At 37.2% G+C, this 12,984-nt stretch carries 9 protein-coding genes; 3 read left to right on the top strand and 6 right to left on the bottom strand.

Annotated elements, in window-relative coordinates:
* Nucleotides 1–89 precede the first annotated feature (89 nt).
* From BTO22_RS06040 to BTO22_RS06015, 6 genes are all read right to left on the bottom strand, one after another.
* The gene (locus tag BTO22_RS06040; RefSeq protein ID WP_105054701.1) at nucleotides 90–314 is read right to left on the bottom strand and encodes a DUF2835 domain-containing protein; all 225 of its coding nucleotides are present in this window, start codon (nucleotides 312–314) and stop codon (nucleotides 90–92) included.
* A 115-nt stretch (nucleotides 315–429) separates the two neighbouring features.
* A complete protein-coding gene (pepN, locus tag BTO22_RS06035; protein ID WP_105054700.1) occupies nucleotides 430–3,033 on the bottom strand; it encodes an aminopeptidase N in 2,604 nt (867 codons plus the stop codon).
* A 150-nt stretch (nucleotides 3,034–3,183) separates the two neighbouring features.
* A complete protein-coding gene (locus BTO22_RS06030; RefSeq protein WP_181044571.1) occupies nucleotides 3,184–3,849 on the bottom strand; it encodes a hypothetical protein in 666 nt (221 codons plus the stop codon).
* 137 nt (nucleotides 3,850–3,986) lie between these two features.
* Nucleotides 3,987–6,008: a carboxy terminal-processing peptidase gene (gene prc / locus BTO22_RS06025; protein ID WP_105054699.1), complete on the bottom strand. Its 2,022-nt coding sequence runs from the start codon at nucleotides 6,006–6,008 to the stop codon at nucleotides 3,987–3,989.
* A gap of 17 nt (nucleotides 6,009–6,025) precedes the next feature.
* Nucleotides 6,026–6,655 carry an RNA chaperone ProQ gene (proQ, locus tag BTO22_RS06020; protein ID WP_105054698.1) on the bottom strand — a complete coding sequence of 210 codons (630 nt, stop codon included), beginning with the start codon at nucleotides 6,653–6,655 and terminating at the stop codon, nucleotides 6,026–6,028.
* Nucleotides 6,656–6,760: 105 nt separating this feature from the next.
* The gene (locus tag BTO22_RS06015; RefSeq protein WP_105054697.1) at nucleotides 6,761–7,213 is read right to left on the bottom strand and encodes a GAF domain-containing protein; all 453 of its coding nucleotides are present in this window, start codon (nucleotides 7,211–7,213) and stop codon (nucleotides 6,761–6,763) included.
* Between the two features lie 85 nt (nucleotides 7,214–7,298).
* On the opposite strand from BTO22_RS06015, the gene BTO22_RS06010 reads away from it, so the two are divergent.
* The 3 genes from BTO22_RS06010 to BTO22_RS06000 are packed head-to-tail and all read left to right on the top strand — an operon-like array spanning nucleotide 7,299 to nucleotide 12,950.
* On the top strand, nucleotides 7,299–9,092 hold the full coding sequence (locus BTO22_RS06010; protein WP_105054696.1) for an ABC transporter ATP-binding protein: 1,794 nt from the start codon (nucleotides 7,299–7,301) through the stop codon (nucleotides 9,090–9,092).
* Between the two features lie 17 nt (nucleotides 9,093–9,109).
* Complete coding sequence (locus tag BTO22_RS06005) at nucleotides 9,110–10,336, top strand: paraquat-inducible protein A (RefSeq protein WP_060990964.1); 1,227 nt, start codon at nucleotides 9,110–9,112, stop codon at nucleotides 10,334–10,336.
* Nucleotides 10,314–12,950, top strand: coding sequence for an MlaD family protein (locus BTO22_RS06000; RefSeq protein WP_105054695.1), 2,637 nt, complete (start codon nucleotides 10,314–10,316; stop codon nucleotides 12,948–12,950). Before BTO22_RS06005 ends, BTO22_RS06000 begins: the two co-directional genes overlap by 23 nt.
* Nucleotides 12,951–12,984: the final 34 nt, after the last annotated feature.

Genomic DNA, 12,984 nt, shown 5'->3' with positions numbered 1-12,984 from the left:
CTCATATTGTAAGGATAATATGACTGAAACGTTATGACTTTTTTGCGTGCTAGAGGCTTTATAGTTAGAAATGTGATTAAGGTAGAGGTTTATCCTATCTGCTCAAGATTTACAAAACGATTATTTTGATCAACAGTCAAACGAAAGCGACCTTTCACTCCTAATTGAGTTAAAAACGCGCGAAACCGTGATGCTGGTAACTGAAGCTTTAATCCTTGTTCGGTCACCACTAACACAGTACTGGCCGCACCAGAATAGTGACTTAGAAAAGATTGGTAACTGACATTAACTCGAAAATAATAAAACGTATTCATGATTAAATAAGTGCATTAACTCTGTAAGAAAAAAACGAAGTATAAAGAAAAAATAAAAAATGGTCAGCATAAAATACTGACCATTTCACCTTTAGATCATATTAAGATCGCACTATTACGCTAATGCTTTTGTTACCTTTTCAAAAAGATCTTTAGCTAGATTATCTAGATCCGCCAAGCGTTGTAACTGCGCTTTCATTAACGTTTGACGATCACTATCGTATTTCTTAAATTTCAATAATGGGTCAATTAAACGCGACGCAACTTGCGGATTACTCACATTAAGATCAAGTAATATATCACCTAAAAATGCGTAACCTTCTCCGGATTTAGTATGGAAATTCACCGCATTATTAGCAGCAAATGATCCGATCAAGCTACGAATACGGTTTGGGTTTTTCAAGCTAAACGCTTTGTGATTCATCGTCTCTTTAATCGTAGATAAAGCACCTACACTTGGGTTTGAGCCCTGTAAAATAAACCACTTATCCATAACTAAGCCGTCATGAGACCATTTTTCACTGAAGTCATTCATCAACACTTCGCGAATAGAAAGCTCTGCTGAATTAGCAGAAACCATCGCTGCCATAGTATCAGTCATGTTATCTGCACTCTTATATTGCGCTTCAACTAATGACTCACCAACGTCTGTTTTTGCTAAATAACTTAGCGCACAATTTCGTAAAGATCGTTTACCAATCGCGTCATGATCTACAGAATAAATCTCTTGTTTCAAACTGTGATAAGTTGCAGAAAACTCATCTTTAAGATCTCTTGCTAATGTCTGTTTAATAAAACCAAGCGCTTTATCAATCGCATCGACATCAACCGTATCAAACCAACCTGTGATCTCATTATGATTTGGCAGTACAAACATTTCAGCAATAAAGGCATGGTCTAATTCTGCATTTAATAATACACCGCGGAAAGCATCGACAACGACTTCAGGCAAAACTAATGATTCATTATTTTGAACATGAGTTATGTTCGCACGAATATAGTTTGCAAGTAGCATCTGCCCTGCATCCCAACGAGCAAAATCATTTTTAGCATGAACCATTAAGAAAATTAATTCTTCATCGCTATAAGCGTAATTTAGTTTAACTGGTGCTGAAAATTCACGAAGTAAAGAAATGACAGGCTTTTCAGAAACATCTTGGAAAACAAACGTTTGTTGTTCTTCAACTACATTCAATACATGACCAATATTTTCATTGTTACAGCGTAACTCTATTACTGCCCCATCGCGTGTATAAAGCTCAATATCTAATGGAATATGTAATGCTGATTTTTCAGTTTGATCTTCTGTTGCTGGTGTATGCTGTTTCACTGTTAAAGCATATTCTTGTTTTGCTTCATCGTATTCAGAAGTAACAGATAAAACAGGCGTACCCGATTGACTGTACCAAAGACGGAACTGAGTCAAATCGATGCCAGATGCATTTTCCATTGCTAATACAAAATCTTCACAAGTTGCTGCCGTACCATCATGACGTTCAAAATAAAGTTTCATTCCTTTTTGGAAATTTACTTCGCCCAATAAAGTATGCATCATGCGGATTACTTCACTGCCCTTTTCGTATACCGTCAACGTATAGAAGTTATTCATTTCTATTACTTTTTCTGGGCGAATTGGGTGTGCCATTGGGCTCGCATCTTCAGCAAATTGAGGTCCGCGCATAATACGAACATTATTAATTCGGTTCACAGAACGAGAACCTAAATCTGATGAGAACTCTTGATCACGAAAAACGGTTAAACCTTCTTTTAAGCTTAATTGGAACCAATCACGACAAGTAACACGGTTGCCCGTCCAGTTATGGAAATATTCATGACCAATTACCGCTTCAATACCTAAATAATCAGTATCCGTTGCTGTTTCTTGTTTTGCTAATACAAACTTAGAGTTAAAGACATTTAAACCTTTATTTTCCATTGCGCCCATATTGAAGAAATCAACAGCAACAATCATATAAATATCAAGATCGTACTCAAGATCAAAACGCTCTTCATCCCACTTCATTGAGTTAATTAATGATGTCATTGCATGAGGAGTACGATCTAGATTCCCTTGATCTACATAGATTTCAAGAGCAACATCACGACCTGATTTAGTTTTATAAGTATCTGTTAATACATCAAAATTTCCTGCGACTAATGCAAAAAGATACGCAGGTTTTGGAAAAGGGTCTTGCCAATGAACAAAATGTTTACCGTCATTAAGGTCCCCATGACTAACACGATTACCGTTACTTAATAAATGTGGGTATGCATTTTTATCTGCGATTACTTTTGTTGTAAAACGCGCTAATACATCAGGACGATCTAAATAATAAGTGATACGACGGAAACCTTCTGCTTCACACTGCGTACAAAAACCATCGCCTGATTTATATAAACCTTCAAGTGCAGTATTTTCTTGAGGATTAACTTCTGTCACAATCGTTAATGTAAAATCACCACTCACATTATGAATCGTTAATTGTGTATCTGTTTGGGTATAATCAGAATGATCAACATCATTTACTTTCAGCGACACTAATATCATCCCTTCCCCTTCAAGAAGAAGATCGGTTGATTGTTTTAGTTGTTGTACTTTTGAAGTCGCTGATATGAACGTTTTTGTATCATCAAGATCAAAAACTAAATCGATGTCTGAAATGGTAAATTCTGGAGATTGATAATCACTACGAAATTTAGCCTGAGGTTGTTGGCTCATAATATATCCTTATGATGTCTATCACTAATGAATGAATACAAATAGATATTTAGTGATAGTAACTAATTAACCCAACTATTTTCGCACAAGATCTAACAAGAATGTTAATTAAAAGTGGTATAGGCTCATATTTCTATCCCGAGAGTCACATTATTCTCTTTGTAATAAGGCATACATACCAAACTGTTCATTTTTTAATTCAAAAACTCCATTATTAATTATGAAGGTAGATTCTTGTTCTCCATCTTCATACAGTAAGACTAAATCATCATCTTCAAAATAATAATAGCCAACTTGTTGATTTCTTTTTCCAGTATCAGAAACGACCTCAAGTAAAAAGACAAAGTCCGATCGTAACTTTAAATTTAAAGATTCGATATTACTCACCATAATATCTTCACCTGAAACTAGTTTTGAATTCCACGAGCCAGTCATTCTTTCTGGCACCACTTTAAAAAACTCAACTCCGTTTAAGTACAAGCGATTGTGACTGACTTGATAATGATAGACTTGAGACTCTTCTTCCTTACCTTCAAAACGAATACTGTCTTGAGAAATCTCAAATGTCCCTTTCCATTCTTCAGCAGTATTAGAAGATGTTTCAATCATTTCAATCGAAAACTCATTATCTGAACTTAGTCTAATATGAAGAACATCATAATCATTTTCTACGTGAGGTGGTTTAAAGAAATACCAATCTCCAATAAGAAATGGATTTTCAAAATAAGTCAGTGAATTATTCTCAAGTTCAACCTTTGCATTAGCTGCAAGTGGATTCATAAAGAAGAGTAATATAAATAAGGCCATCAACTTCATAACAAGACTCCAGACAAGATAGAGAATATGTATTTACTCTCATACCTTAAGACTAGATGAAATCTCAGTAATTTGCTGTTTTTTAGACAAAAAAAACAGAAGTCACTATAACTTCTGTTTTTAACTTATATCTAAGATTATTTTTTCTGATTCATTAACGCTAAATCAATTGTAATTGAAACGGCTTCATCTAAATAAGCATCAGGAACTTCATAATCTTTCGGGATATCATCAAGAGTTTTAAACCCTTCTTTTTTAAGAAGTTTTTGTCTCTCATTCACCCGAGTAAGACGACGAACATCAGCTTCATCACTTTCTTTCTCACGAACCTTTTTATTCAATGAAATCGAAGTGATGTCTTTATCGGCTTTATAACGAGCAATGTCTTCTTGAATAAATCCGAACTCTTCATCGGTTTTAATTCGTTCAACATGTTTTTTCGCTAACGGTTCAATTGTATTTACAATCTGGTTAGTTTGAGTATAGGGTGCCGCTTTAATGCTATCCCAAGGAAGCGCATTATCTTCAACACTTTCACCAGTTTCTTTTGGATCAATCGCGGTTGGGAACGCAATATCAGGAACAACGCCAAGATTTTGAGTACTACCACCATTAATTCGGTAGAATTTCTGAATCGTGTATTGAACATGACCAAGAGGCTTATCAAAAAGATCATAAATATGATTTAATGAACGGTGTTGTTGGACAGTACCTTTACCAAATGAATTTTCACCTAAGATCACGGCACGGCCATAATCTTGCATTGCTGCAGCAAAAATCTCAGAGGCAGATGCACTGTAGCGATTCACTAATACTGTCATTGGACCAGTATATGAAATCTCACCATCGGTATCAGCATTAACATTTACTCGTCCATAACTATCACGAACTTGAACTACAGGACCTGAAGTAATAAATAATCCAGATAATGCGGTTGCTTCTGTTAACGCACCACCACCATTGTTACGTAAATCAACAATAATGCCGGTAATATCTTGTTCTTTCAGTTCAGCAATCTGTTTTTTCGTATCTTCGGCTAATCCAACATAAAAACTAGGTACTTCTAACACACCTACTTTCTTGCCATTTTGCTCAATGACTTCAGATTTAACTGCTCTATCTTCTAAACGGATTTTATCTCGAACAATTGTGACAGTGTGACTTTTTGAATCATTGCCTTCTGGCAAGATATCAAGCTTCACTTTTGTCCCTTTTGGTCCTTTGATAAGTTGAACAACATCATCTAAACGCCATCCAATAACATCAACGATTTTTTCACCTTCTTGTCCGACACCAATAATTCGGTCGCCTTCAGAAAGTTGTTTACTCGTTAATGCAGGCCCGCCCGCAACTAAAGAACGAATAACCGTATAATCATCCGTTGCTTGTAATACTGCACCGATCCCTTCTAATGAAAGATTCATTTCTGATTGGAATTGCTCGGCATTACGAGGAGATAGATAACTGGTATGAGGATCAACTTCACGCGCAAACGCATTAATGTAAAGTTGGAACGCATCTTCATTATGACTTTGAGTCAAACGCTTAAGCGCATTATTATAACGTTTACCTAACATCTCTTGGATTTCAGGCCAATCTTTACCTGTCATAGACAGATTAAGAGCGTCATATTTAACACGTTTACGCCACAGTTCATTTAATTCAGCTTCATCTTTTGGCCAAGCCGCTTCAGAGCGATCAAGTTCGAGAGATTCATCAACCGTATAATTGAACTCTTTATCTAAAAGAGATAGCGCATAAACATAACGTTCAAAGCGACGTTTGAGTGATAAGTTATAGATATCAAAAGCAGCTTGAGAATCACCTACTTTTAATTGATCATCTAACTTAGTTGATAATGGGGCGAATGAAGTAAGATCGGCTTGAGTAAATATATTACGATTGTAATCAAGCATGTCTAAATATCGCTCATAAATGGCAACTGAAAAGTCGTCATCCAATGAGAAATGCTTGTAATGAGAACGTGTAAAACGAGAAGTAACACGCTTACTTGCAGTTGAATGCTGCGTTTCTGCGGTTAATACAGGTAAGTCCGTTTCTGAATACTTGGCTTCGAGAACCTTAGCTTCAAGTGCGTGTGCAGATGCTGCTAGCATAACGCCAGCAGCAATCAGCGAGACTCTAAATCGACAATTCATACGTCGGGAGTGCTCCTTTATGAACGAAGATTCTCCGCTTTAACAACCATTTGCAGGCCGTTCGATAAGCGAATTCGTACATCATCCTTGTTAATTTCAACGATTGTCGCAGGCATATTACCTTTACCCATGTTCACGCTTACGTTGTTACCAACAGTAATTTCATCTGCGTTTAAAGCACGAGTTTCAACTGGCTGTTCTACTTTTTTAGTAGCAGCAGGTTGAGGACGACGCTTAGGTGGAGTAGCAGCACGAGCTGTTTTCTTAGCTTTTGCTTCTTCTCTTACTTTTTTAGCTTGCTCTTTACGGCGAGCAGCTACTTTTGCTTTACTCTCTTCAAGAGTAGCTTTAGCGTGTTCAATGTGCTCTTCTTCTAGTTCACCACAAGGGTTACCATCTAAATCAACACGAGATGCGCCCGGCTTAACACCGTGTAGGTAACGCCAAGAAGAGGTGTATTGACGTAAACCAGCACGTAGCTGAGTTTTACTTACTTTAGGATCATCGCTTAAACGCTCTGATAAGTCTTGGAAGATACCAATTTTAAGAGGTTTAGCTTCGCCTTCTAAGATAAAGCATTTCGGGAAGCGTTCAGCAATGTATGCAATTACTTCTTTGCTGTTCGCTAATTTTTCAGAGTTTTCCATGTAGTTTCCTGATAGTACGGTTTATCCCGTATTTAGGTGTATTTCTAGTAAAGATATTCCGCTATTATAGATACTTAAGCGTGAAAAACCACTACTGAAGGAAAATTAAAGTCTCTTTTCTGCTTCTTTCATGAAATCAATCAGTCCTTTTTCGTCAATTTCACTAAATCGTGCAATTTTTGGGCTATCAATATCCAGCACTCCTGCTAGTTTTCCATTTTTATAAAATGGGATCACAATTTCAGAGTTACTTTCAGCATCACAAGCAATATGTCCTTCAAATTGGTGCACGTCATCTATACGCTGGACGGTCTCTGTCGCAAAAGCAGTTCCACAAACGCCTTTACCTATCGTGATTCGAATACAAGCTGGTTTACCTTGAAATGGCCCTAACACTAATTCGTCTTCTTTAAATAAGTAAAAACCAACCCAATTAATGTTATCCAATTCCATATTCAGCAATGCACTGATATTCGCAAGGTTTGCAATAAAGTCTGTTTCGCCTTCTATCAGCCCTATCGCTTGCTGAGTTAAACGTTTGTAATGTTTTAATTCCATTTGTAATTTTCCTTTATTCACTTGCGACTCGTTATATACTGAGTACAATGCCTCGATAAAAACAGTAATAGGAATCACTCTCATTATGAGCAATGTCAATTCATCTACAATTAACTGGAATTGGTTATTAAGGCAAGCAAAAACCTATAAAAAACGATTGTTTTTTGCAAATCTCATCGCAATCATAGCTACCTTGATTAGTGTGCCTATTCCATTATTAATGCCATTAATGGTTGATGAGATCTTATTAAACAAACCATCAACCGGTATTGAATTATTAAATACAATGCTCCCTACATTTTGGCAGGGACCTTTTGGCTATATCTTTTTGGTGCTTGTTTTAGTCATTCTTATGCGTGTCGTTAGCCAAATACTAAACATTTATCAAGGAAGACAGTTCACCCTAGTATCTAAAACCATTACCTATCAAATCCGCCTTCAGTTATTAGATAAATTAAGCCGTATAAGTATGAAGGAATACGAGTCTCGTGGCAGTGGTGGTATTAACTCTCATATAATTACAGACATAGATACTATTGATAAGTTCCTCGGCCCGACACTTAGTCGCTTTATTGTGTCCTTTTTAACCGTTATTGGAACTGCTGGAGTTCTGTTATGGATAAACTGGCAGCTTGGCTTATTTATCCTTCTGGTTAACCCTATTGTTATCTATTTATCTCGTAAGCTAGGACATCGCGTAAAAGATCTTAAACGAAAAGAAAATCAATCGTATGAACGCTTCCAAACCCGTTTAATTGAAACCTTAGATGGAATCTACCAATTACGAGCATCAAATCGTGAGCGTATCTTCTTAAATCAGCTAAAAACTCAAGCGGATGAAATAAGACACAGTGCCGACCAATTTGCTTGGCAATCGGAAGCTGCGGGACGACTTTCCTTCTTACTTTTTTTACTAGGTTTTGAGCTTTTTCGTGCAGCAGCCATGGTTATGGTGTTGATCAGTGATTTAAGTATTGGGCAAATGTTTGCGATATTTAGTTACTTATGGGTGATGCTATCTCCTATTCAAGAACTACTTAATATTCAGTTTTCTTGGTATGGGGCTTCAGCCGCATTAAAACGAATTAACACACTCCTACATATTGATGAAGAGCCAAAAGTCAGTTCAACAGTCGATCCGTTCCATCAAGAAACCGCCACTGAAATAACCATTAACAATTTAAATTTTAGTTATAACGATGAAAACCAAGTATTAAATGATCTCTCTTTAACAATACGAGCAGGTGAAAAAGTTGCCTTAGTTGGGACCAGTGGTGGTGGGAAATCAACGCTTATTCAACTATTATTAGGGTTATATCAACCAACTGATGGTCATATCCTTTTCAACGGACATAATACGAAAGACATCGGTTTTGAAAATATTAGAAACCAAATCTCGGTTGTATTACAGCAACCTATACTATTTAACGATACACTAAGGCATAATCTAACCTTAGGATCAGACTATTCTGATGATTTATTGTGGAATGCACTTGATGTCGCACAACTGCAAGATGTGGTAATTCAACTAACAGATGGATTAAACACACAAATCGGTCGCCAAGGCGTTAAGCTTTCAGGTGGTCAACGTCAGAGATTGGCTATCGCAAGAATGGTGTTAACTGATCCTAAATTTGTTATTTTAGATGAAGCTACGTCAGCATTAGATACGGCAACAGAAGCAGCGTTACATAAGGCATTAAGTGAATTCTTAATAGGAAGAACAACATTGATTGTTGCGCACCGTTTAAGTGCCGTAAAACAAGCCGATACCATTTATGTATTAGATGATGGTAAAGTGTCTCAGTCAGGCACACATCATGAACTGGTTACACAGCAAGGACTGTATCAAACTCTATATGGATCAATTCAAAGTTAATAGATTGGATATAAACCGTGGAAGACGCTAAATTTCGTCGCTGCCACGGCTGTGATCTTGTCGTTAAAGTAGCGAAGGTAGAAAGAAAGCAGAATGCACACTGCCCTCGCTGCAATACACAACTGTATCGTGGTAATCGAATTTCATTAAACAGTGATTTAGCTATCGCTATTGCTGCGTTGTTGCTATTTATACCTTCGCATTTTTTCCCGATGGTCACCATTCAATTGTTTGGTGTCATGATCCCTGCCACGCTGCCTTCAGGAACCATCACTCTAATGGGTGAAGGCTTTCCTATGCTTGGATTATTAATTTTATTTTGTAGCTCTATAGTTCCGTTTCTTGTTTGTGGCTCGGTCGTTACTGCGCATTTAGCACTCAGACGAAAATGGTTTACTTTATTTAGAAGCAGCATTTCAACCATTCAGCATTTAAAGGATTGGATGATGTTGGATGTTTTTCTCGTAAGCTTAGCTATTGCGTGTTTTAAAATACAAGATCATGCCGATATATTCATTGGTTCCGGTCTGTACGGTCTCATCCTACTGCAATTTGTTACCTCGTTATTATTAACACACGTGAGTGCAAGACGTTATTGGCGAGTATGGCAAAGAAAACATCAACAACATATTGAAGCACCAATTAGTGAGCCCGAAGAGTCTGTTCATTGTGGGCATTGCCACTTCACACAACAAAAAGGCAGTCACTGTATCCGCTGTAAACGTCCGATACATTCAAGAAAACCAAAGTCCATACAGAAAACATGGACCTATTTACTTACTGCTGCAATATTTATCATTCCTGCAAATATTCTCTCTATCTCTATACTATTAACTAACGGTAAGCGATTAGAAGATACAATATTTTCAGGGGTTGCAGGATTAATAAAAACCGATATGTATGGCATTGCCATTATCATCTTTGTTGCAAGTATCATTGTACCTGTCGCTAAAATTCTTGGCTTAGGCTATTTATTATTATGCGTTCAATTTAAACGAACCGTTTTTCATCGCCAAAGAATGTCAATATATGTGGCCGTAAAATGGATAGGTAAATGGTCCGTAATGGATTTGTTTGTAATCTCGATTATGATGACATTAATCGATCGTGGACAAATTCTAGATTTCACTCCCGGCCTTGGTGCCGTTGCCTTTGGCTTAGTTGTGGTATTCACCATGCTAGCCGCTGAAAGTTTTGATTCTCGTTTAATTTGGGATAATTATGAGCGAAGCAAAAAATCTTGATTCATCTATTGAACAAGTAAACATCAAAAACGAACGAGGGATATCTCCACTTTGGATGCTACCCCTTCTTGCCCTATGTCTTGGGGGCTGGTTAGTTTATTCTGCTTTTATGGAAGCAGGCCAACGTGTTCAAATCTATTTTGATGATGCGCAAGGTTTGATTGCCGGTCGCACGACCATTCGTTATCAAGGTCTTGAAGTCGGTATGGTGAAAAATATTACCTTATCTGAAGACCTCTCTAATATTTATGTGGATGCAGATATTTACCCAGAAGCATCAAACCTCCTTAAAGACAGCACTCAATTTTGGCTTGTTAAGCCTCAAGCCTCTTTAACGGGTATTTCAGGGTTAGATGCGCTGGTTTCTGGTAATTACATCGCTATTTTACCTGGTTCAGGTGAGGCAAAAACAACATTTACCGCCTTAGCAAACTCCCCAGCAATTCAACCCGATACAACAGGACTAAGTGTTACGCTTCGTTCTAAAGATTTAGGGTCAATTTCTGTTGGTTCAAAAATCTATTACAAAAAAATCCCAATTGGTGAAGTGTATAATTTCAAATTAGACCAAAAAACCGATAACGTTCGAATCAAAGTACTGATTAAAGAAGAATACACTCACTTAATCACCTCTAAAAGTCGCTTTTGGAATGCAAGTGGTATAGGCGCTAGTTTAGGTTTTAATGGTGTTGATGTTCAACTTGAAAGCTTATCAGCATTAATTGGTGGGGCTATAGCAGTCGACTCACCTGACGATGGTGCTGAAATTGAAAATGGCAAAGAGTTCCGTCTTTATTCGAACATTAAAACTGCGGGTCGCGGTATACCGATTAAAATCACGTTACCTGATAACAACCAAGTAAGCCCTAATGGCTCAGCTATTATGTACCGTGGTCTTGAGATTGGTCAGATTAATAGTTTAAAACTGTCTGATGATAAAAAAGACATCATCGCTTCAGCAACAGTGGAACCTGCGTTTAGTGAATATTTAAATGATGGCTCTCGCTTTGTATTAGAAGAAGCAAAAGTAGGCCTATCTGGCGTTGAAAACATTGGTAACCTTGTTCGTGGTAATTTCCTTACTTTAATCCCAGGTAACGGCGATAAATCACGAACATTTGCTGCAATTAGAAAACCAGATCTAATCAAACAAGATGTAAAAGCCCTTACTTTTTCACTGTATGCAGATCGCTCTTTTGGATTAACTCCAGATACCACAATCTTATACAAAGGAATTAAAGTTGGTTCAATAACTCACGTAGCATTAGTTAATGATCGAGTTAAATTCGATGTGATGATTTTTGAAAAATACAAACATCTAATTAAATCTAACAACAAATTCTTTGTCTCTGGCAGTGTTTCTGCAGAACTAACCGACTCTGGTGTGAATATTGATATTCCACCCACGCAAGCATTAATTTCAGGCTCAATCAGCTTTACTAGTGAAGGCAAAGGCTACAAACAAAAAAGTTATACGTTATTTAAAAATAACTCTCTTGCAGAGCTAGCGCAGTTCAAGACAGAGAAAAGCACGGAGCTAACTCTATTTAGTCCTGAGCTACCGCCTATTACTAAAAACAGCCCTATTTTATATCGTAACCTTGTGGTCGGAAAAATTACCGACTTCAGCTTAGGTAATGATGGCGTTAACATTAAAGTAAACATTGAAAAACAATACGCACACTTGATCCAAGACGATACTGTATTTTGGAACTACTCTGGTGTGAATGTTGAAGCAAGTTTAAGTGGTGTGAATATTCAAGCAGCCCCCCTCATGTCTATGATCCGAGGTGGTATTGGTTTTGACAATATGCAAGGCGTCGAAAACAAATTAGGTAAAAAATGGAAGTTATACTCAAACTTATCTGAAGCACAAGAGTTTGGCAAAATCATTGCCTTTACAGCAAAAGACAGTAACTCCATTTCAAAAGGAACCTTAATTAAATACAAAGGTGTTTCTGTTGGTGAAATAAGCAAAGTCACACCAAACTTTAAACAAGGTAATGTATACGTACAAGCTCGTGTCTATCCTGAATATGTAGATCAAATTGCAGTTTCAGGCAGCCATTTTTGGGTCGTTAAACCAAACATTAGTTTAGCCGGTGCTGAAAATCTAGACACCCTACTTGGCAGTTATATCCAGGTCACTCCGGGAAGTGGCAAAACGAAAACCCAATTTAATTTAACAGGCCAACCTAAGAGTAATAAGTTAGTTACCTATACATTAGAATCAATTACTCGCGGCTCAGTAAAAGTTGGAACCCCTATTTTATTTAGAGAAATGGAAGTGGGTGAAGTAACCGATGTGAAATTAGGCGATTTATCTGATCGTGTTATTTTCACCATAGGTATTGATCCCGATTTCGGCTACCTTGTTCGTGAAAACACCGTTTTCTGGAATGTTTCAGGCGTAAAAATGTCTATTGGTTTAAGTGGTGCAAAAGTACAAGCTGGTACAGTAGACAGCATCTTACGTGGTGGTATTGCATTCTCTACGCCAGATGATGAAGCATTACAACCTAAGGCAAAAGCAAATAAATCTTATCTATTGCATAAATCAGCAGAAGAAGATTGGCCTCTATGGAATGCTGCAATACCCAATCCAAACAATTAATAATAGACCTATAACATCGTAAATTTAGGCAGCC

It is taken from the genome of Aliivibrio sifiae, assembly GCF_002954705.1.
Lineage (GTDB): Bacteria > Pseudomonadota > Gammaproteobacteria > Enterobacterales > Vibrionaceae > Aliivibrio > Aliivibrio sifiae_A.
This window is presented reverse-complemented; position numbering and strand designations above follow the sequence as displayed.

What these genes read in the sequence shown, in the direction of transcription:
- BTO22_RS06010 (WP_105054696.1), top strand. Translation starts at nt 7,299, where the DNA reads ATGAGCAATGTCAATTCATCTACAATTAACTGGAATTGGTTATTAAGG.
- BTO22_RS06015 (WP_105054697.1), bottom strand. Translation starts at nt 7,213, where the DNA reads ATGGAATTAAAACATTACAAACGTTTAACTCAGCAAGCGATAGGGCTG.
- proQ (WP_105054698.1), bottom strand. Translation starts at nt 6,655, where the DNA reads ATGGAAAACTCTGAAAAATTAGCGAACAGCAAAGAAGTAATTGCATAC.
- prc (WP_105054699.1), bottom strand. Translation starts at nt 6,008, where the DNA reads ATGAATTGTCGATTTAGAGTCTCGCTGATTGCTGCTGGCGTTATGCTA.
- pepN (WP_105054700.1), bottom strand. Translation starts at nt 3,033, where the DNA reads ATGAGCCAACAACCTCAGGCTAAATTTCGTAGTGATTATCAATCTCCA.
- BTO22_RS06040 (WP_105054701.1), bottom strand. Translation starts at nt 314, where the DNA reads ATGAATACGTTTTATTATTTTCGAGTTAATGTCAGTTACCAATCTTTT.
- BTO22_RS06000 (WP_105054695.1), top strand. Translation starts at nt 10,314, where the DNA reads ATGAGCGAAGCAAAAAATCTTGATTCATCTATTGAACAAGTAAACATC.
- BTO22_RS06030 (WP_181044571.1), bottom strand. Translation starts at nt 3,849, where the DNA reads ATGAAGTTGATGGCCTTATTTATATTACTCTTCTTTATGAATCCACTT.